Source organism: Nitrincola tapanii, from assembly GCF_008368715.1.
Taxonomy (GTDB): Bacteria; Pseudomonadota; Gammaproteobacteria; order Pseudomonadales; family Balneatricaceae; genus Nitrincola; species Nitrincola tapanii.
This window is the reverse complement of record NZ_SMRS01000005.1, coordinates 128,664-147,138: the sequence shown is the minus strand read 5'-3', so window position 1 is coordinate 147,138 and position 18,475 is coordinate 128,664. Positions and strand designations below refer to the sequence as shown.

20 protein-coding genes and 4 tRNA genes are annotated in these 18,475 nt (G+C 51.0%); 12 read left to right on the top strand and 12 right to left on the bottom strand.

The window, feature by feature from the left end:
* Positions 1–5 precede the first annotated feature (5 nt).
* Positions 6–698 (top strand): hypothetical protein, encoded by a 693-nt coding sequence (locus tag E1H14_RS07810; protein ID WP_407670244.1) that lies wholly within the window; start codon positions 6–8, stop codon positions 696–698.
* On the opposite strand, the gene E1H14_RS07805 is transcribed toward E1H14_RS07810, so the two are convergent.
* Positions 664–1,695 carry a hypothetical protein gene (locus E1H14_RS07805; protein ID WP_149390892.1) on the bottom strand — a complete coding sequence of 344 codons (1,032 nt, stop codon included), beginning with the start codon at positions 1,693–1,695 and terminating at the stop codon, positions 664–666. The genes E1H14_RS07810 and E1H14_RS07805 overlap by 35 nt on opposite strands.
* Before the next feature lie 205 nt (positions 1,696–1,900).
* Here E1H14_RS07805 and dapC point away from each other — a divergent pair, with 205 nt between their 5' ends.
* The 7 genes from dapC to E1H14_RS07770 are packed head-to-tail and all read left to right on the top strand — an operon-like array spanning position 1,901 to position 7,141.
* Positions 1,901–3,100 (top strand): succinyldiaminopimelate transaminase, encoded by a 1,200-nt coding sequence (gene dapC, locus E1H14_RS07800; protein ID WP_149390891.1) that lies wholly within the window; start codon positions 1,901–1,903, stop codon positions 3,098–3,100.
* Between the two features lie 11 nt (positions 3,101–3,111).
* Entirely contained in the window at positions 3,112–3,471 is a 360-nt protein-coding gene (locus tag E1H14_RS07795) for an ArsC family reductase (RefSeq protein ID WP_149390890.1), read from the top strand.
* Entirely contained in the window at positions 3,464–4,495 is a 1,032-nt protein-coding gene (dapD, locus tag E1H14_RS07790) for a 2,3,4,5-tetrahydropyridine-2,6-dicarboxylate N-succinyltransferase (protein WP_149390889.1), read from the top strand. The genes E1H14_RS07795 and dapD overlap by 8 nt, the downstream gene beginning before the upstream one ends.
* A 22-nt stretch (positions 4,496–4,517) precedes the next feature.
* A complete protein-coding gene (gene dapE / locus E1H14_RS07785; protein ID WP_149390888.1) occupies positions 4,518–5,654 on the top strand; it encodes a succinyl-diaminopimelate desuccinylase in 1,137 nt (378 codons plus the stop codon).
* On the top strand, positions 5,651–6,493 hold the full coding sequence (locus tag E1H14_RS07780) for a putative RNA methyltransferase (protein ID WP_149390887.1): 843 nt from the start codon (positions 5,651–5,653) through the stop codon (positions 6,491–6,493). Before dapE ends, E1H14_RS07780 begins: the two co-directional genes overlap by 4 nt.
* Entirely contained in the window at positions 6,490–6,783 is a 294-nt protein-coding gene (locus E1H14_RS13160; protein ID WP_200834062.1) for a hypothetical protein, read from the top strand. Before E1H14_RS07780 ends, E1H14_RS13160 begins: the two co-directional genes overlap by 4 nt.
* Positions 6,758–7,141 carry a hypothetical protein gene (locus E1H14_RS07770; RefSeq protein ID WP_149390886.1) on the top strand — a complete coding sequence of 128 codons (384 nt, stop codon included), beginning with the start codon at positions 6,758–6,760 and terminating at the stop codon, positions 7,139–7,141. The genes E1H14_RS13160 and E1H14_RS07770 overlap by 26 nt, the downstream gene beginning before the upstream one ends.
* A gap of 46 nt (positions 7,142–7,187) precedes the next feature.
* Here the strand turns inward: E1H14_RS07770 and E1H14_RS07765 are convergent, their stop codons facing one another.
* From E1H14_RS07765 to E1H14_RS07730, 8 genes are all read right to left on the bottom strand, one after another.
* Positions 7,188–7,649: a hypothetical protein gene (locus tag E1H14_RS07765; protein ID WP_149390885.1), complete on the bottom strand. Its 462-nt coding sequence runs from the start codon at positions 7,647–7,649 to the stop codon at positions 7,188–7,190.
* Positions 7,650–7,722: 73 nt separating this feature from the next.
* Positions 7,723–8,214 (bottom strand): transcription elongation factor GreB, encoded by a 492-nt coding sequence (gene greB, locus E1H14_RS07760; RefSeq protein WP_149390884.1) that lies wholly within the window; start codon positions 8,212–8,214, stop codon positions 7,723–7,725.
* An 84-nt stretch (positions 8,215–8,298) separates the two neighbouring features.
* Positions 8,299–8,374: transfer RNA gene (locus E1H14_RS07755), tRNA-Lys, on the bottom strand.
* 17 nt (positions 8,375–8,391) lie between these two features.
* A tRNA-Lys gene (locus E1H14_RS07750) sits at positions 8,392–8,467 on the bottom strand.
* A 16-nt stretch (positions 8,468–8,483) separates the two neighbouring features.
* Positions 8,484–8,559: transfer RNA gene (locus E1H14_RS07745), tRNA-Asn, on the bottom strand.
* Positions 8,560–8,577: 18 nt separating this feature from the next.
* Positions 8,578–8,665, bottom strand: a tRNA-Ser gene (locus E1H14_RS07740).
* A 123-nt stretch (positions 8,666–8,788) separates the two neighbouring features.
* Entirely contained in the window at positions 8,789–9,772 is a 984-nt protein-coding gene (locus E1H14_RS07735; protein ID WP_149390883.1) for a sensor domain-containing diguanylate cyclase, read from the bottom strand.
* 259 nt (positions 9,773–10,031) lie between these two features.
* The gene (locus tag E1H14_RS07730) at positions 10,032–10,535 is read right to left on the bottom strand and encodes an NlpC/P60 family protein (protein ID WP_149390882.1); all 504 of its coding nucleotides are present in this window, start codon (positions 10,533–10,535) and stop codon (positions 10,032–10,034) included.
* Positions 10,536–10,731: 196 nt separating this feature from the next.
* Between E1H14_RS07730 and E1H14_RS07725 the strand changes: the two genes are divergently transcribed.
* Entirely contained in the window at positions 10,732–12,099 is a 1,368-nt protein-coding gene (locus tag E1H14_RS07725) for a DEAD/DEAH box helicase (RefSeq protein WP_149390881.1), read from the top strand.
* Between the two features lie 227 nt (positions 12,100–12,326).
* The gene (locus tag E1H14_RS07720) at positions 12,327–13,256 is read left to right on the top strand and encodes a histone deacetylase family protein (protein ID WP_149390880.1); all 930 of its coding nucleotides are present in this window, start codon (positions 12,327–12,329) and stop codon (positions 13,254–13,256) included.
* Between the two features lie 128 nt (positions 13,257–13,384).
* Here the strand turns inward: E1H14_RS07720 and E1H14_RS07715 are convergent, their stop codons facing one another.
* The 3 genes from E1H14_RS07715 to E1H14_RS07705 all read right to left on the bottom strand — a co-directional run bounded on the left by E1H14_RS07715 (position 13,385) and on the right by E1H14_RS07705 (position 16,198).
* Complete coding sequence (locus tag E1H14_RS07715; protein ID WP_149391004.1) at positions 13,385–14,779, bottom strand: TRAP transporter large permease; 1,395 nt, start codon at positions 14,777–14,779, stop codon at positions 13,385–13,387.
* A 2-nt stretch (positions 14,780–14,781) separates the two neighbouring features.
* Complete coding sequence (locus tag E1H14_RS07710; RefSeq protein WP_149390879.1) at positions 14,782–15,330, bottom strand: TRAP transporter small permease subunit; 549 nt, start codon at positions 15,328–15,330, stop codon at positions 14,782–14,784.
* A gap of 127 nt (positions 15,331–15,457) precedes the next feature.
* On the bottom strand, positions 15,458–16,198 hold the full coding sequence (locus tag E1H14_RS07705; RefSeq protein WP_149390878.1) for a sulfite exporter TauE/SafE family protein: 741 nt from the start codon (positions 16,196–16,198) through the stop codon (positions 15,458–15,460).
* A 146-nt stretch (positions 16,199–16,344) separates the two neighbouring features.
* Between E1H14_RS07705 and E1H14_RS07700 the strand changes: the two genes are divergently transcribed.
* On the top strand, positions 16,345–17,259 hold the full coding sequence (locus E1H14_RS07700) for a DMT family transporter (RefSeq protein ID WP_149390877.1): 915 nt from the start codon (positions 16,345–16,347) through the stop codon (positions 17,257–17,259).
* Between the two features lie 87 nt (positions 17,260–17,346).
* Positions 17,347–18,441, top strand: a complete 1,095-nt coding sequence (locus tag E1H14_RS07695; protein WP_149390876.1) for a TRAP transporter substrate-binding protein — start codon at positions 17,347–17,349, stop codon at positions 18,439–18,441.
* Positions 18,442–18,475 lie beyond the last annotated feature (34 nt).

Below are 18,475 nucleotides of genomic sequence, written 5' to 3'. Positions count from 1 at the left end.
TGCTTGTGAAACGACTTTGGCTTCTACCTGTTTTGTGTCTGGGCCTGATGGGCTGCGCACAATCACCAGGAGAGCGCCCGTTTCTACTGAAGAATCTGGCTAAGAGTGATATCGACCTAGTCGCCGATGCTCATGTTGAAGAAGTCACGCGCTTAGCCCATGAACTCACGATCAAACTCTACCAACGCAACCCACGTGAGCTGCGTAAAGGCCCGCCCGGCATGACACTGGAACGGCGTTTAGCCCTGTTATTCGATCGCCCCCGCTTTATCACTCATTCTGAACTGGATTATCGTTATGGAGTGGATGCGATTCCTCTGGTGTTCGATCCAGATTTTGACGGTGATCGCGTCTTTGCCTTAATGGTAGGCATTGGCGGTATGCTGCATGCTTCTTACAATTATCGCCATGAGTTTTACCTACTGAACGAGATCGACCAACAAAAGCTTTACGATTCGGCACGCAATCTTGAGATCATCGTCTGGCGACTCAGTAACCGTAAAAATCCGCAAGGGGAGCTTTTCCTGCTAACCAATGGCTGGGATGAGCAGGGTGTAGCCAATCTGAGCTTTGAGCGCTTGTTCGGCAAACTGATTGCTCATCAGGATATGATGGCACGGATTGTTTCAGATAAAACCAACCGCACCATCAACAAAACCGTGTTTAGCTTGGCGACCACCGCGCTTTTTCCAATTTAGACAAGCAGCAGGGTTGATTGAGCAGAAGGTCACAGATTTTGTGATTTTCATTGAGGCGTAAAGTCAGATCCGCACGTTGTGGCATCTCTTTCAACATGGCGCAGGTCAGGCGCTCATAATGCTGAATAAAACGTACGATCTGCTCTTCGTTCATGATGCGCAGATGGTCTGTCGGCTGCTGAGTGTCATGGATATAACGCATTCGCTCCGCCAGCTTCTTCTCTTGCAAGGAGCGCCACTCATACACGGAACGCATACTCGGCACCTGCAACATGATCAAAAGATCCAAGCGTGAAAAAAGGTCAGCATAGGCAGTCTGTAACTGCTCGTTCACATAACGCCGCCAATGGCCTTGCGGGTCTTCTTCCGCTTCCAGTTGATTCACCGGATGGGGTAACTCGGCTTCATCCTGAGCCTGAGCCCCGACACACCAACCTTCAAAAACGATGATATCAGCACTGCCCGTCCACTCCTGCCAAACTGAATCAAGACAACGATCATCCACCGATTTATCAAATACAGGGATTTTCGTGACCGTATTCTCTTCCGCCTGCAACAGCGAATCCAAAATCTGAATGCCCAGATCCACGTCGTGCGTGCCCGGCACACCTCGTGTGCTCAGTAGAGGATGGACTTGCTGCGCCAAGCGCTCACGATCCGCACGCGTTTTATACAGATCATCAATGGAAAACCCCACCACTTTGAGGCCAAAGCCTTCACTCAGAGTCACCTCAAGCAGATTAAACAGGGTTGACTTCCCTGCCCCCTGAGCACCATTGATGCCCAGTACCAGTGGCCCACCCTTACGCTGCTGCCAGCAGGCGATCCAGCCACACATGGGCACGTAGATCTCCTGTACCATCTCTTTTAAACCTATATCGACCCTTAAGCTTTCCAGGGTAGATGCAAAGGCCGATTCCACAGCTCGAACCGCGGAGCGCAATTGTTCGTCACTCAGACACAGATGTTCAGTCGGCCAATGGACCAAAACGCTCATGCACACCTCTTGGTTACGTGTATCCGGTTAGACATAGAATGGGCTGGGATTAGAGCGACTCCAGCCTAGGCTTGCAAGTGAAAATATAGACGCGCGTACAGAGCCCGACACTATTCTTGGCCAGCGAAACGGCCTTGAGGTATACTTTCGCCCCATTTCAGACGACAAACCCGCGGTTTTTGCGCGGATTTTACAGGATATTGCAATGAACCCTGATCTCAGCAGACTGCAGCCCTATCCCTTTGAGAAACTCGCACAATTAAAACAGGGCGTTATCGCCAACCCTGCTTTAGCGCATATTTCGTTAGGAATTGGCGAGCCTAAGCATGACTCTCCTGCGTTTGTCGCCGACACCCTTACTCAAAACCTCAAAAGCTTGTCCAATTACCCGACTACCGCCGGGATCGTTGAGTTACGCCAAGCCATTGCGCGCTGGGCCGAGACACGCTTTCATCTCAAGCCTGAAAGCTTAGATGCTAATCAGCACGTTCTGCCGGTGAATGGCACGCGTGAAGCCATTTTTGCGTTTACTCAAGCTGCTGTGGATCGGACACAGAAAGCACCCCTGGTGGTTTCCCCTAATCCCTTTTATCAGATTTACGAAGGGGCGGCCTATTTAGCGGGTGCTGAGCCCTATTATTTAAATTGCTTAGCCGAACAGAACTTCATTCCCGACTATCAGTCCGTCGCACCGGATGTGTGGCAGCGCTGCCAGTTGCTGTTTATCTGCTCACCCGGCAACCCAACCGGAGCGGTGCATAGCCTAGAGCAATTAAAAGCCTTGATTGCACTCGCAGATGAGTATGATTTTATTCTGGCTTCCGATGAGTGTTATTCCGAGATTTATCTGGATGAAGACAACCCACCCCCGGGGCTACTCCAAGCCTGCGCAGAACTGGGACGCCATGATTATAAGCGTTGCATCGTCTTCCACAGTCTGTCCAAGCGTTCAAATTTGCCCGGTATGCGCTCCGGTTTTATCGCCGGTGATGCCGCGCTGATTCAGCCTTTCCTCCAGTACCGAACCTACCACGGCAGCTCTATGCCAGTACAACATCAGCTAGCCTCCATTGCGGCTTGGCAGGATGAGCGCCATGTCTTGTCCAATCGCGATCAATATCGCGCTAAATTTGCAGCCGTCGGGGACATTTTAGCGCCCGTCATGAATTTTGCCGCACCCCAAGCCAGCTTCTATCTCTGGGCACAAACCCCCATCGCCGATGATGCGTTTGCGAAAGGCATTTTTGCGGCTGAAAACCTCACGCTTTTACCAGGCCGCTATCTATCACGCGAAGTGGATGGCATCCTGCCAGGGGCTGGCTATGTGCGCATGGCGCTGGTCGCCGAGCTGGATGAGTGTGTGGAAGCGGCGCAGCGCATCCGTCGTTATATCGAAACACTTTAAGGAGGCGCAGCATGCTCAAACTTTTTGGCATCAGTAACTGTGATACGGTGCGTAAAGCACATAAATGGCTGGACGCAGAACAATTGGACTATCATTTCCATGATTTTCGCAAAGATGGCCTAACACAGGAGCAGATTCAATCCTGGTTAGAGTATGTCAGCCTTGAACAGATTTTGAATAAACGTGGCACCACTTGGCGGCAACTGCCCGATGCGGATAAAGCGCTGAGCGATGCACAGGCGCTGATACAGCTGATCCTCACGCACCCTACGCTAATCAAACGCCCGGTTCTAGAAACCCCCAAAGGGTGCTTAATCGGCTTTAATGAATTGAACTACACTGAATTTTTACATGGAGCAGACAATGAATAATTTTGCCTTAGGTTTGGGTGTGGGCACCCGTTCATCCCAGGGAACCTGGCTGGAAGTCTACTACCACGCTCCCTTGCTGAATGCTTCCAGCGAACTCCTCAGCATCGTGGCAGAGAAAGTGGGTTACACCGGTGGCAATCAGGCAATCGAACTGAAAAACACACAGCTCAAAGAACTGGAAGCCGCTTTTTTAGCCGTCGGCGCGGAAGCACAAGCTGAAATCACCGAAGTGCTGGAAGGCACGCAGCAGCCTCTTGTCTTGTGCATTCTGGAAAGTGATGATGCGCCCAGCAGCACTGCTGAAGTGTATTTAAAACTCAGCCTTCTATCCCATCGCCTGGTCAAGCCTCATGCAGTTAATCTGAACGGCATGTTCGGTTTGCTGCCGAATGTTGCCTGGACATCAGAAGGTGCGGTCGCTCTGGAAGAACTGCCAAACCATCAACTGGCCGCACGCGCCCAGGGACGTGTACTGGATGTTCTCTCTGTGGATAAATTCCCGAAAATGGCCAACTATGTCGTGCCTGCAGGTGTGCGTATCGGTGATGCTTCACGCATCCGCCTAGGTGCCCATGTAGGTGAAGGCACGACCGTCATGCACGAAGGCTTTATTAACTTTAACGCCGGCACCCTAGGCGTCAGCATGGTCGAAGGGCGTATTTCTGCCGGTGTGGTGGTCGGGAACGGTTCCGACCTTGGCGGTGGCTGCTCAACCATGGGCACCCTGTCCGGTGGTAACAATGTTGTCATTGCGGTCGGTGAAAACTGCCTGATCGGAGCCAATGCCGGCCTGGGTATTCCGCTAGGAGATCGCTGCACCTTAGAAGCCGGCCTATACGTTACAGGCGGCTCTAAAGTCACTCTACTGGATGATCAAAATCAACCTGTAGGAGTCATTAAAGCCTCCGATTTAGCCGGGAAACCCGATCTACTTTTCCGCCGTAACTCACAAAATGGCCAGATTGAAGTCAAAACCAATCAATCGGCTATCGAGTTAAACGCTGAATTGCATAAACATAACTGATCCTGAAAAAGGCTAACGATCCATGAGCACTCCTTCCGCGACTCTCGAACTGGCTTGTGAGCTGATTCGTCGCCCTTCCGTCACGCCAGAAGATGCCGGCTGTCAGGCGCTACTCATGCAGCGCTTAGAGGCCTTGGGCTTTAACCTAGAGCCTATGCCGTTTGAGGAAGTGACCAATCTCTGGGCACGTCGCGGTCAGGAAGGCCCGCTGTTTTGTTTTGCCGGACACACTGATGTCGTGCCTTCAGGCCCTCTAGATAAATGGACTTATCCACCTTTCGAACCCCAGATAGTCGATGGTTATCTGTATGGACGTGGTGCGGCCGACATGAAAGGCAGTATCGCTGCCTTCATGACGGCACTGGAGCGCTTCCTCACTCAGCACCCAGATCATCAAGGCTCGATTGCCCTGCTCATCACCAGCGATGAAGAGGGCCCTTTTATCAACGGCACCACACGGGTGATTGACACCTTGGAAGCCCGCCAAGAAAAGATCACTTGGTGTATCGTTGGAGAGCCCTCCAGTACCGCCGAGGTTGGGGATGTAATCAAAAATGGACGTCGTGGTTCCATTAGTGGGGATTTAACCATTCGCGGTGTTCAGGGGCATGTGGCCTATCCACATCTCGTGAAAAACCCCATCCACCTAGCGGTGCCCGCCTTGGCTGAATTAAGCCAGGAGGTTTGGGATCAGGGCAATGATTTTTTCCCGCCGACCAGCTTCCAGATTTCCAATATTCATGCAGGAACCGGAGCCACCAACGTGGTGCCCGGAGAACTGAAAGCAGCGTTTAATTTACGTTTTTCCACGGAAATCACGGCACAGCAGATTCAAACGCGAGTCAGCGAAATCCTGGAAGGCCATGCCTTGGATTGGTCGATCGATTGGACCCTATCCGGACAACCTTTTCTCACCGCGTCCGGTGATCTCGTCGAGGCCACACGTCAGGCGATTCGTCAGGTTTGTGGTCGCGAGACTGAGCTGTCGACCGCCGGTGGGACTTCAGATGGACGCTTTATTGCTCCGACTGGGGCGCAGGTGGTTGAGTTAGGCCCCGTGAATGCAACGATTCACAAGGTCAATGAGTGCGTGAAAGCTCAGGATTTGGATGAGTTATCGGCGATTTATGAACAAATTTTGGTACGTTTGCTGACATGAAGCCCACCGCTTTGTTGCGCTGCCCGGTCTGTTCAGATCCTCTATTACTCAACAACAAGCAACTGCAATGTATGCAAGGGCATAGTTTTGATGCCGCGCGTCAAGGCTATTGGAACCTTTTGTTACCCCAACGCAAACGTTCACGAATGCCCGGTGACAACCTAGAGATGGTACAAGCACGCCGCGCCTTCCTGGATCGCGGTTTTTACCACCCTCTCGCCACGGCCTTGGCACAGATGTTGGCAGAGTCCTGTGCACAGCGAACGCCCTTATCACTTTTGGATCTGGGTTGTGGTGAAGGCTATTACACCACTCAACTGCACCAAGCCCTACTTGAGCAAGACCCTCAACTGACCACCTACGCATTGGATATCTCGAAAGACGCCATCCGCCTCGCTTGCCAGCGCAATCGTGAGATTAGCTGGCTGGTCGCAACCGGTGCGGATATTCCTCTACAAGCCAACAGTGTTGAAGTTGCAACGCTGATTTTTGCCCGCCTCCTGCCCGAAGCCACCGCAAAGATTCTCAAACCCGGCGGTTATTTTCTGGTTGTCTGGGCAGGTCCGGATCATCTACGCGAGCTGCGTGAGCGCATCTATGATCAGGTTCAAGACTCCGACTTAAATCCCGATGCCCAGCTCAACACGCTCTTCACGCCCTGCCGCGCTGAACGTCTGCGCTTTCGCTTCGACATCAGTCGTGCTGAAGACTTAGAGCACCTGCTGATGATGACCCCACACGGCCAACGCTTGCGTGCCGAACGCCGTGCCGCACTCTTAGCGGAACCGGCGATGCAACTCCAGGCTGATATCTGGCTGAGTCTTTATCAAAAACGATGAAACGCCTGACCAAGATCAAAGCCTGGCTCTACCAGCGCGCGGATCAAGCACGCGAGAATTTTTTCTTACTTTTGCTCGGCTTTGGCATTTTTCTCCTCGGCTTGATGCTGGTCACGGCTGCTGAATTCACGCTTCTGCCCTCTCTCGGCCAAGAGCTGATGGCACTGGCAGGCTTGATCCTCATCGGCCTCGGCAGCATACTCGCTTTTGTCGCTTACCTATGTTTAAGTATTTTGCGTGTCATGCGCTTTTTGGATTCTGATGATGAGCAGTCCCCACCCCGATATTGAAATCTATATCAAATCGACACCCATTGAAGCAATCAGCGCTTGGCTGGAGCAACGCTTTGGATCTCTAGCTCCCTGGCAGAGTAAAGGCCTGGTACACACCAGCGCCCTGACATGGCAAGGGCAGAAAATTCCTATCACTCTGCATGAAAAAGTGGCCGGAAAGGCCTGGATGAGCCTCTGGTTTCAATCCAACCAAACCCCCTGGTCACAGGATTTAGACTGCGCACAGGAAGCGGCAACGGCGCTGAACACGCAGATACGTTGCATTGTTTCAGGCTGGCAAGAAGGCGATGAGCCGGATGAATGGTGGTCTGTAGAACAGGGGGAAGCGACAAAAGTTTTGTGGCGTACCGAGTAAGTTTAATGACCACTCGGTCACCTTCGGCAAGGCCGCCTCAGTGCGGTTAAGCCACCGCTTGAAACAGAGACTCAGAAGCCTCGATCTGCTTTAGCAACTCACCGCCTAAAGAGGCTAAGCTCATTTTCGCAAAACGATCATTCGCCAGTGGCTGGCTCAGTGGCATCCGCGCTTTCACCTCAAGATGGCTCACCCAATAGGCCAACTCACCTCTTTGACTTTCACGCACCGAAGTATTTAAACGCTCAACCACTTGGGGGGTCACCAGAGAGTCTGGATGCGGATAACGCAAAACAGCTGACTCAGGCAATTGAAAGCCCGCTCCAGACGCTTCAGAAGGCCCTTCACGACGCAATTCCTGCTGAGAGGCTATCAGGGATAGCAAAAAACCAAAATCCGCCTGACGCGGCCCACGCACAGCTTGTGGCAGACTCGCGGTCAAACGCTCGATTTTCTGCTGTACCGTTGGCGGTACCTGATGGGCTAGTTGCGAAGAATCGGCCTGCATAACCACTCCATTGATGAATAGTCAGGGTATCGGCCAAGCAGAGTTAAGCTTGAGTGATTTTCAACGCGCTTTTTCAGCTCTTTGCATCCGAGAAGGGCGTGTACTCGATGCGATTGATATACCAAACCTTGGGTCCGGAGGGGGTGTGCACGAGAGCTTCATCATCCACCTGCTTGCCGATTAGGGCACGCGCCATAGGGGAGTCGATAGTGATATGCTGCAGATCGGTATCAATTTCATCACTGCCCACAATACGACAGCGCTTGATTTCACCGGCATCGTTTTCAATTTCGACCCAAGCACCAAAATAGACACGCCCTTCCTGCTCCGGCGCGTAATCCACCACTTTGACTTCTTCTAAACGCTTGACCAAAAAACGCACACGTCGATCAATCCAACGCAACTGACGCTTGCCCTCTTTATACTCAGCATTCTCACTGCGATCACCCAAAGCCGCTGCCTCAGAGACCGCTTGCGTGACCTTAGGGCGCTCGACCTTCCAGAGATAATCCAGCTCAGCTTTTAAAGCATCACGACCTGCACGCGTAATCAAAGGACTTTTCATGGCAGAAAAACTCGGTGCTTAGGATAAGATTCAAAACGAAAATTATGGATAAACAAAGGGTAACACGGAAGGGAGTTTGGAAAATGGTGGGTCGTATAGGATTCGAACCTATGACCAATTGGTTAAAAGCCAACTGCTCTACCGACTGAGCTAACGACCCAAACTGGGAGGATGAAATGGTGGGTCGTATAGGATTCGAACCTATGACCAATTGGTTAAAAGCCAACTGCTCTACCGACTGAGCTAACGACCCGCTCATCCTCTGAGTGTGGCTCCCCGAGCAGGACTCGAACCTGCGACCAATAGATTAACAGTCTACTGCTCTACCGACTGAGCTATCAGGGAACACTCAAAGTTATCCTTTGGCGGAGGGACAGGGATTCGAACCCTGGGAGCCTCTCGACTCGTCGGTTTTCAAGACCGGTGCTTTCGACCACTCAGCCATCCCTCCAAAGGATGGGCGCAGATTCTACAGCCTAGCCGATTTATGTCAACACCCTTTTGAAATAAAAAATAAATTTTTTGATTTTTCCTGCTAATCAGGAAGCATGGAAGTCTTGATCGGGAGGTGTATTCAGCCAATCAGCGTGCGGTTACGGCCCGCACCTTTAGCTTGATACAAGGCCTGATCCGCGCGCTGAATCAGCGTTTTTTCGTTATCCCCCGGTCGGTATTCGGTAATACCACAACTGACGGTCACACGCGGTAGAGGCATGTTCAGGCCCTGTTCTAAATCCGCAACCGAATCCTCCACCGAACCTTCCAGAATTGCGCTCAGCGCGGTATTGAGCTCTAGGGTCTGACGAATACGTTCAGCCACCAGAAACGCTTCAGCGGCCGAAGTATCGGGCAATAGCAATAAGAACTCCTCTCCGCCAAAGCGAAAAGCTAGATCCGCTTCGCGCAGACTGGTCCGCACAACACCGGCAAACATCTCTAAAACGCGATCGCCCAGCAAATGTCCATAACGATCATTAATTTGCTTGAAGTAATCGAGATCAAGCATACACAGGCTCAAACCTTGTGGATGCCTGACCGCACGCGCTAATTCGCGGCGTAACTGCTCGTGTAGATGGCGTACGTTATACAGCCCTGTCAGGGAATCGGTAATACTCAGCTCACGGAAGTGCTGCTCACGCTCCTGTAACATCTGCTCAAAGCGTTTTTGCTCTGATATATCGACCAGGGTCTCGATAGCACCGCACACCTCGCCTTGGGCGTCATAGAGCGCCGCAGCGGTAAAAGACAACCAACGCCCGCCTCCGATTTCTGGAAAATAATCACTGGCTTCCACCGCATTTTCGATTAAATCACTTTTACGATAGCGCCCGGCATAGAGGGTTTCGAGATGAGATATGGGATCTTCCAATAACATCAGATCCGCCATGCAATAACGCGGAGAGGCGTAAAAGCAGCGCCACTGATCACGCGTGCCAATCATGCAGGCACTGCTCAATCCACTCATGGCTTCAATGGCTTTGTTCCAAAAAACAATACGATGCTCTTTGTCGAGAACAAATACCGGGATCGCAATTCGATCAAAGGACTGGATCAGCATAGTCTCTCTTCAACTCGATCGCTGATGAATGGCTTAAACATAGCAGAGCCTGGCAACTTACCCCAGACGGCTTTAGATGAATTTGGCTTATCCACACATTCCTTGCATAAGTCTGTGCATAAGATCTGAAGAGTTCGGGGGCAAGTGCCCAAGACCGCACCAGCTTAGGCATCTGCAAAAGCGTACAAAAAAGCACCAGCACTGCCTTTAACGCTTAGATTCACTTCACCCCAGCAAATTTTGACCAAAAAAAAGCCAGTCAGAGACTGGCCAGTGTTTGAGGTTCATCCGCTAGGCGGCGAGCCGTCCAATAGTTTCGTTTCCAATAGGGATTATCCAAACGTGAGATAATCACCCCTCGACTGGTGGACGCGTGCAGAAACTTGCCCTCTCCCAAGTAAATTCCGACATGCCGCTGAGTCGCACCGGTACGGAAGAAAACAAGATCTGAAGGCTGTAAAGCCTGACGTGATACTTCCGCACCTAAATGCACCTGCTCATCGGTGCTGCGCGGCAGATCTAAGGCATAAACATTGCTAAACACTTCGCGCACAAAACCGGAACAATCGATCCCACTGCGATCTGTTCCCCCTAACCGATAAGGGGTACCCGCCCAACTCACATATTGCTGCTCTAAGGCTAAACGAATTTCCAACGGTGCCTGCACAGGTTCCGGCTTTTGCACTAGAGACTGGGGTTGACGCGTCTGGGTATAACAGCCGCTCAAGAATAAGGCCAGTAGAAGAATCAGGACTGAACGCATAATAAAAAGTGTCTTAAAAATCAAAACGCCTATATAAGCCTAAGCCAAGGCTTTTGACAAGCCCTAAATGCTGCATAGGCACAATCCCTGTCCGGACAGGCGGCGTGCAGGATCGAAAATCCGACAAATGACAGCACATCTGCTACTATGCAGGCTAAGATTTTTAGCCATTTTGATTCTTCAGTGAGAAAACACTTTGTTTAGCGAATTTTCCTTACATGAGCGCCTGCTCAAAGCCTTGGATCATCTTCAAATCCAGCAACCAACCGAGGTACAAACCGAAGTGATTCCTCGGGCACTGAATGCCAAGGATCTGCTGGTCAGTGCCCAGACCGGCAGCGGTAAAACCTTCGCTTTCTTACTCCCGATCCTGCACGCTTTTTTGCAACAATCTGCACCTCGTGCCGGCACTCGCGCCTTAATCCTCACCCCCACCCGCGAGCTGGCTGAACAGGTCTGTAAAGCCTGTGAGCAACTCTCAGCCTTCACCTTTATCAAAGCTCTCTCAGTGTGTGGTGGCGAAGGTTTCCGTGAGCAATCGGCCAAAATTCGTAAGAATCCAGAAGTGATTGTAGGGACACCGGGGCGCATCATCGAACACCTGGATAAAGGCTCGCTGGATTTTAAAGACTTAGAGTTTTTAGTGCTCGACGAAGCCGATCGCATGCTCGACATGGGCTTTCGTGAAGATGTGCTCAAAATCACACACGCCTGCCGTCCAGAGCGCCAGACCCTACTTTTCTCAGCCACTTTAAAGAAACAGCAACTGGGCGAGCTGATCGCCGAAGTCTTGCGCGACCCGGAAACCTGCTTACTCAGCAGTGCACAAACCCAGGTCGAAGCCATCACACAACAACGCGTGCTAGCCGATGATCTCAAACACAAAGAACGCCTAGTGCATGCTCTGCTGCAATCGGAAAGCGCCAATCAGGTGATTGTGTTTACCAATACCCGCTCGCAAGCCAATCATCTAGGCAATGTTTTACGTTATCACAAGCATCGTGCGGCCGTGCTGCATGGTGAAATGGATCAACCCCAGCGTCGCCAAGTCATCCGTTTATTACGTGATCAACAGATACGTGTGCTGGTCGCTACCGATGTGGCCGCTCGCGGTTTGGATATCGAAGGGATCGATCTGGTGATCAACTTTGAAATGCCGCGCAGTGGTGATGAGTATGTACATCGTATCGGGCGTACCGGACGTGCTGGACGTGAAGGCCTAGCCATCACGCTCATCGCTCCGCAAGAATGGAACCTGATGTCTTCAGTTGAGCGTTATCTAAAAATCCGTTTAGAACCCCGCTCTCTACCTGGCTTTGAAGGTCAATTCACCGGACCGAAACGGGTGAAGGCTTCTGGAAAAGCCTCCACAGACAAGAAAAAGAAAGACAAAAAAGGCAGCAAGGGTGAAGACAAGCCGAAAGTGAAGAAGCGCTTGCGTGATCAAAAAAGCATCGGTAAGCGTCGTACGCCGAGTGTTCCCGGCGAGGCCGCTACACAGCAGGACAAACCCGCGACGGATCAGGGCTTTGCCCCCCTGAAACGTAAAACCCACCCCAATTAAGCCGAACTGCAGACAAAAAAATAGGCATCAAGCGCTGGGTGAAACGCAGGATGCCTCAGTAAGTTCTATCTGCAGGGATATCTTAACAAGCACGCAACGCGGGTTATTGATCTAAATCAAAACCCGCTTACTTCTGTAGAGATTTCTTGATCTCTACAACCTTCGCCTAACCCTCAAGACTCTTTTTTTACACTAAAATGAATGGAGTTGAGGAGCCTATAAAAACTATGACCACTGCATACATCTCACACTCTGATTGTCTTTTGCATAACATGGGCCCCGAACATCCGGAAAGCCCTGTTCGTTTACAAGCCATCCGTAAAGTTTTAGAGCGCACCGGCTTGATGGAGCAACTGGATTGCCTAACGGCCGTGCCCGTTACTGATGAGCAGATACGCTTGGCACATGCCACTCTGCATCAGAAAAAACTGGAAATGAAAGTTCCTGAGCAAGGTGTCGTGTATACCGATGATGATACCGCGCTCTGTCCAGATTCACTGCATGCTGCAAGTTTAGCGGCCGGAGGCGTGATTCTTGCCACCAACCGTGTCTTAAGTGGCAAGGCAGAGAATGCCTTTTGTGCTGTGCGCCCGCCCGGACACCATGCTGAATTTAATACTCCTATGGGTTTTTGCTTCTATAACAATGTTGCTATCGGTGCCTGCCATGCCTTACTGCATGACGGTATAGAAAGGGTCGCGGTTTTGGATTTTGATGTACACCACTGCAACGGTACTGTGGATATCTTCAAGGATCGTCCCGAGGTTTTGGTCTGCTCAACCTTTCAGCATCCCTATTACCCGGAGCGTTATGTCGAAATTGACCGCCCGAACATCGTGAACTGTCCGATCCCTGCCCACTCAGAGCCTGAGGTGTTTCGCCAAGCCATTCTTGAACGTTGGATACCCGCTTTAGAAGCACATCAACCGGATATGATTTTTATATCGGCCGGTTTTGATGCCCACAAGGAAGATCCCATGGCGGATTTAAATCTGGACGAAGAGGATTATCGCTGGGTCACGCAACAGATCATGCAGATCGCTGAACGCTTTAGCCAGAAACGAATCGTCTCGGTGCTTGAAGGTGGATACAACCCTGTCTCCCTCGCATTCAGTGTCCAGGCACATGTTGAAACACTGGCCGGTTTGAGCGACTAGGCGTTTTCAAATAGCATCCAAGTGTCTGACCACCTCCCCACTTGCGGATTGCTGGCCGAGAAAGCACTCCAAAAAAAGGCTGAGTGGTCATTCACTCAGCCTTTTTTCGAACTCCAACTTGACGCCCTCTAACGTCCGAAAATCATATTTGGTAACCAAGTCACCAAACCAGGGAACAGGATCAGCAAAGCGATGATCAACACCTGCAAACCCACAAAGGGTAAAGCACCCTGGTAGATATGCCGTGTCGTGATCGCATCTGGCGCCACACCCCGCAGATAAAAGAGTGAGAAACCAAACGGGGGGGTTAAGAAGCTGGTTTGTAGATTAACAGCGACCATCACCCCTAACCAGATGGGATCGATATCCATCATCAACAGAATGGGTGCTGTGATCGGAATAACCAAGAAAATGATCTCAAAGGTATCTAGGATAAAACCGAGCAAGAACATCAATAGCATGACAAAAATGATCGCACCGACCTTACCGCCTGGCAGGCTATTGAGGAAATCGCTGACCAGCTCCTCTCCGCCCATCATGCGGAAAACCAAAGAGAAAACAGATGCACCGATAAGAATGATAAAAATCATTGTTGTCGTGTTCGCAGTCGCAAACATCACCTGACGCAGATTACTGAAGTTTAATCGGCCACGAAATGCCGCCAAAATCATTGCTCCAACCGCCCCGACAGAAGCCGACTCCGTTGGGGTTGCCACCCCGCCTAAAATCGAACCCAAAACGGCAATAATCAAGACCAAAGGTGGCAAGAGCGTCACCAGCACATCCCGCTTCAAGCGTGCTTTTTCTTCCGCAGTCACCTCCAATGCCGGGCAGGTCTCAGGGTGGCGAATCGATTTATAAATCATAAAACACATATAGATTGCCACCAGCAGCAGGCCGGGGATAAAGGCTCCGGCAAACAGATCCCCGACTGAAACCGGAGTGGGCGCAAAGTTACCTTTGGACATCTGTACCTGTTGGTTCACACCCGCCAGCATATCTCCCATAAAGATCAACACTGTGGAAGGCGGGATAATCTGACCCAAGGTTCCCGAAGCACAGATCACACCGGTAGAGAGTTTTGGATCATAACCGGCACGCATCATGGCCGGCAGAGACAAAAGCCCCATAGTCACCACCGTGGCACCCACGATACCCGTTGATGCCGCTAACAAGGCCCCCACCACAATGACCGACAGCCCCAAACCACCGCGCATTTTGCCGAACAAGCGCCCCATCGTAATCAGCAACTGCTCGGCAATCCCAGAACGTTCCAGCATCATGCCCATAAAAATGAACAAAGGAACGGCGACCAAGACCTCGTTGAGCATGACACCGATATAACGTGGTGCCAGACTGGAAAAATTCGATAAATCAAACACCCCCAACGCATGGCCAATGGCGGCAAAGATCACCGAGGTCCCTGCCAGAGAAAAGGCCACGGGGAATCCCATCATCAGAATCACGATGATGCTGAAAAACATCACCAGTGCAAGTATCTCGCCGAGCAGTACCGGATCCATCATCACCCCCCTTCACCATAACGGAAACTTTCCGGCACCAACTCTTCATGATGCGTCAGAATCAAAATACTGCGCAACACCATCGCCAAAGCCTGTAATGCCACGACCGCGACAAACACCAGAATAAAAGACTTCACAATATACAAACCCGGCATGCCGCCAAAGTTGCTGGAGGCTTCCATAAAACGCCAAGAGCGCTGCACATAGGGCAGACTGTAACTGGTTAGAATCCATAGGAAAGGCGTCACGAACACCAGCGAACCGATCAAGTCGACCCAGGCTTTGCGCCGATCGCTTGCAGGGCGGTAAAAAATATCAACACGGACATGCCCATTCTTCATCAAGGTATAACCGGCGATGCCCATAAACATCATGCCATTCAACCAGACATAAAGATCTTGCAACCAAACAAATCCTGTGGAAAAGAAGTAGCGCAGCACTACAACCGTAAAACAGACCAAGACTATGCCTAGTGAAAACCAGGAAAAAATATGACCAAGAATCAGATTGATCCGACAGATCAAACGAACAAAAAATGCCAGTATGTGCATAATACCCCTCAAACAGAGCCGCATTAAAAAGAAAGGTCGCATCCTGCAGCCTGAAAAAAGTGCGCCATTAAAGCACCCCAAACCTCAAGGAACAATCCACTCAAAGCCCTTAACTTATAGGCAGAAATCAGAAAAGGCGCCAGGTAAATATGAGCGTCATTAAGGAGCCGGTTAAAATGACTAGGTAACGTACCCATTGCACCGGTAAGCGCCGCGCCAAAGCCGCCCCCTGATAACCGCCAAGTGTTGCGGCAAGCATCATGACACCTCCTTCCCACCAGAGTATTTTGCCTGCCCAAGCAAAGGCGGCCACTGAGATGAAAGAGAGAATAAACGACAAACTGTTTTTGAGGCCGTTCATCTGATTCAGGCTTTGCATCCCCGCTGCGGCAAAAAGCGCGAGCAAAAGAATCCCTAAGCCGCCATTAAAGTACCCCCCATAGACGGCAACCAAGAACAAGCCCGGGAGAAGCGGTAGGGGTAGTTCGCTTTTACGCACTAAAACCAGTAAGCGCTGACCCAATGCAAACATCAGGGTAGCAAATAAGAGCAACAAAGGGATGACAAAAGCAAAGACTTGGGCCGGTGTAATCAACAACAATAAGGCACCCAGCAAACCACCCGCCAAGCCCACTGCGGCCATCTGTAAATGTTGCTTCAGCGCTATATGACGCAGCTCTCGACGAAAACCTAGAGAGCCTCCGAGATAACCTGGCAAGACTGCAAGCGCACTGGTCGCATTTGCCATGATAGGAGGAACACCCGCCCAGACCAGTGCCGGAAAGGTCAGAAAACTACCGCCACCGGCGATCGCATTCAAAACACCTGCGCTGTAACCGGCTAGAATCAGCACGGACCATTCAAGCATCTCTGGGGCTCCTATCGCGTTTTCCGTCTTTGCGGAATTTGACTTGGGGTTATACCCAGCGCAAGAGCAAGGGTCAATCTAGCCTGGAAGAAAAAGCTGGCTTAATGGACAATTTATAGACTGAAACCTTGGTTTAGAGAAACCTGATGATGCCTTCACGCTCTGATGCAATCGCTTATGGCCTGCTAACTCTCACCGCACTTTTTTGGGGCGGTAATTTTGTGGTTGGACGCGCAGTATCCTCTGAAATCCCTCCCATCGCCCTCGCTTGGTGGCGCTGGTGCTTTGCCCTGGGTCTCATCTTACCCTTTTGCTTAGTGCCTTTATGGCGCAAGCGTCGGCAACTATGGCAGGCACGCTGGCCTCTCTTACTCCTTGCGGCATTAGGCGTTACGGCTTTTAACACCCTAGTCTATCTCGGTTTACAAACAGCAACCGCCAGTGATGCGTTACTGATTCTCTCAGCAGGTCCCATTCTGATTCTGCTCATTTCCTGGGTGTTGTATCGTGAAAAAATCAGCACGGGGCAGTTGTTGGGTGTGAGCTTGTCCCTTCTCGGGGTGCTGATGATCATTAGTCGTGGAGCACCTTGGCGACTGCTATCGCAGCTCGAGGGCAATCTGGGTCTTATTTGGATTCTGCTCGCCGTTATCAGCTGGGCTTTTTACTCCGTGCTCTTACGCTTGCGTCCCCATGGCCTGACCGGGTTTGAGTTTTTTGCCAGCAGCGTCATCCTAGGTTTTTTATTGTTAACGCCTTTTTATCTCTATGAACACTGGGTTCAAGCTAGAATCCTGATCTGGAACGAGCAAAGTCTTTATGCGCTTTTTTATGTCAGCATTTTCGCCTCGGTTCTTGCTTTTTTATTTTGGAATCAAGGCGTTGCTCAACTAGGTGCTAATCGGACAGGCTACTTCATTCACTTGATCCCTGTCTGGGGGATTTTACTGGCTTACCTGTTTCTGGCAGAACGTTTGTATCTCTTTCATGCCTTGGGAATCGGGATGATAGTCGGTGGGCTGATCCTTTCTACCGGTCGAGCCGTAACCGTCAAAAATTAAAAATTCATACACCAGACTCGACAAAATCCAAGTCTATCGCTAAGTTAAGTTGAGCTTTTAAAACAAAAACAAACGGAGCTTTAATCTATGAAACGTCGTAGTTTTATCAAAGGTGCCGCCCTAGGTGCCGGTATTGCGGCTGCCGGTGCTGCGGCCCCCGCTATTGCTCAGCGTCGAATCAATTGGCGCATGGTGACCACCTGGCCACGTAACTTCCCTGGATTTGGTGTTGGCGCTCAGCGTCTTGCTGATCGCATCACCCAGATGTCTGAAGGCCGCCTGACGGTTCAAGTATTCTCCGCCGGTGAGCTTGTCCCTGCCCTAGGTACTTTTGATGCCGTCATTGAAGGCTCAGCAGAGATGAGTCACGGCGCTGCCTACTATTGGCAGAATAAGAGTCGTGCCACTTCCTTTTTCACCAGTGTTCCCTATGGCATGACCTCGCGCGAACTGGCCGCGTGGATACGTTATATGGGTGGCCAAGAGATCTGGGATGAAGTGTATGATCAGTTTGGTGTCAAAGGCTTTTTGTCCGGTGACACAGGTACACAAGCCGGCGGTTGGTTCCGCAAAGAACTTAAGGGACTGAGTGATATCAGTGGATTACGCTTCCGCACCCCCGGACTCGGCGGCCAGGTTTGGCAAAAACTCGGCGCAACGGTGGTGAATATGGCCGGAGGCGAGATTTATGCGGCATTGCAGTCGGGTGCTTTGGATGCCGCTGAGTTCATTGGCCCCTACAATGATCTCGCCCTAGGCTTCCACCAAGTCTGCAAGGATTATTATTTCCCAAGCTTCATTGAACCCGGTCTAGCCTGTGAGCTGGTGGTTAGCAAGGATAAACTATTAGCTCTACCCAAAGATCTGCAAATGATCGTCGAAACTGCCTGCCAAGCAGAATATGACCAGGTCGCATCCGATTTCTATGCCAACGATCCCATCGCATTACAAACACTGGTGAATCAGCATGGTGTACGTGTGCATCAATTCCCAGAGGAGATTCTCGAAGCCGGTGCCAAAGCATCTCTGGAGATCTTACAGGAGCTGCGAGAAGGGGGGGATGCGCTGACCAAGAAAACAGCAGAAAGCTATGTCAAATCCTTGAATATTCTGCGCACTCGCACCGATTCTGTGGATATGGCTTTCCTCGCGGCACGTCAGAAATATTTCAATATTTCTTAACGAATAAACACAAGCTGACTACTCAAAAGGCTAC

Bases quoted from the DNA above. Each gene is read 5' to 3' on its own strand.
- E1H14_RS07805 (WP_149390892.1), bottom strand. From the start codon at position 1,695: ATGAGCGTTTTGGTCCATTGGCCGACTGAACATCTGTGTCTGAGTGAC.
- dapC (WP_149390891.1), top strand. From the start codon at position 1,901: ATGAACCCTGATCTCAGCAGACTGCAGCCCTATCCCTTTGAGAAACTC.
- E1H14_RS07795 (WP_149390890.1), top strand. From the start codon at position 3,112: ATGCTCAAACTTTTTGGCATCAGTAACTGTGATACGGTGCGTAAAGCA.
- dapD (WP_149390889.1), top strand. From the start codon at position 3,464: ATGAATAATTTTGCCTTAGGTTTGGGTGTGGGCACCCGTTCATCCCAG.
- dapE (WP_149390888.1), top strand. From the start codon at position 4,518: ATGAGCACTCCTTCCGCGACTCTCGAACTGGCTTGTGAGCTGATTCGT.
- E1H14_RS07780 (WP_149390887.1), top strand. From the start codon at position 5,651: ATGAAGCCCACCGCTTTGTTGCGCTGCCCGGTCTGTTCAGATCCTCTA.
- E1H14_RS13160 (WP_200834062.1), top strand. From the start codon at position 6,490: ATGAAACGCCTGACCAAGATCAAAGCCTGGCTCTACCAGCGCGCGGAT.
- E1H14_RS07770 (WP_149390886.1), top strand. From the start codon at position 6,758: ATGAGCAGTCCCCACCCCGATATTGAAATCTATATCAAATCGACACCC.
- E1H14_RS07765 (WP_149390885.1), bottom strand. From the start codon at position 7,649: ATGCAGGCCGATTCTTCGCAACTAGCCCATCAGGTACCGCCAACGGTA.
- greB (WP_149390884.1), bottom strand. From the start codon at position 8,214: ATGAAAAGTCCTTTGATTACGCGTGCAGGTCGTGATGCTTTAAAAGCT.
- E1H14_RS07735 (WP_149390883.1), bottom strand. From the start codon at position 9,772: ATGCTGATCCAGTCCTTTGATCGAATTGCGATCCCGGTATTTGTTCTC.
- E1H14_RS07730 (WP_149390882.1), bottom strand. From the start codon at position 10,535: ATGCGTTCAGTCCTGATTCTTCTACTGGCCTTATTCTTGAGCGGCTGT.
- E1H14_RS07720 (WP_149390880.1), top strand. From the start codon at position 12,327: ATGACCACTGCATACATCTCACACTCTGATTGTCTTTTGCATAACATG.
- E1H14_RS07715 (WP_149391004.1), bottom strand. From the start codon at position 14,779: ATGGATCCGGTACTGCTCGGCGAGATACTTGCACTGGTGATGTTTTTC.
- E1H14_RS07710 (WP_149390879.1), bottom strand. From the start codon at position 15,330: ATGCACATACTGGCATTTTTTGTTCGTTTGATCTGTCGGATCAATCTG.
- E1H14_RS07705 (WP_149390878.1), bottom strand. From the start codon at position 16,198: ATGCTTGAATGGTCCGTGCTGATTCTAGCCGGTTACAGCGCAGGTGTT.
- E1H14_RS07700 (WP_149390877.1), top strand. From the start codon at position 16,345: ATGATGCCTTCACGCTCTGATGCAATCGCTTATGGCCTGCTAACTCTC.
- E1H14_RS07695 (WP_149390876.1), top strand. From the start codon at position 17,347: ATGAAACGTCGTAGTTTTATCAAAGGTGCCGCCCTAGGTGCCGGTATT.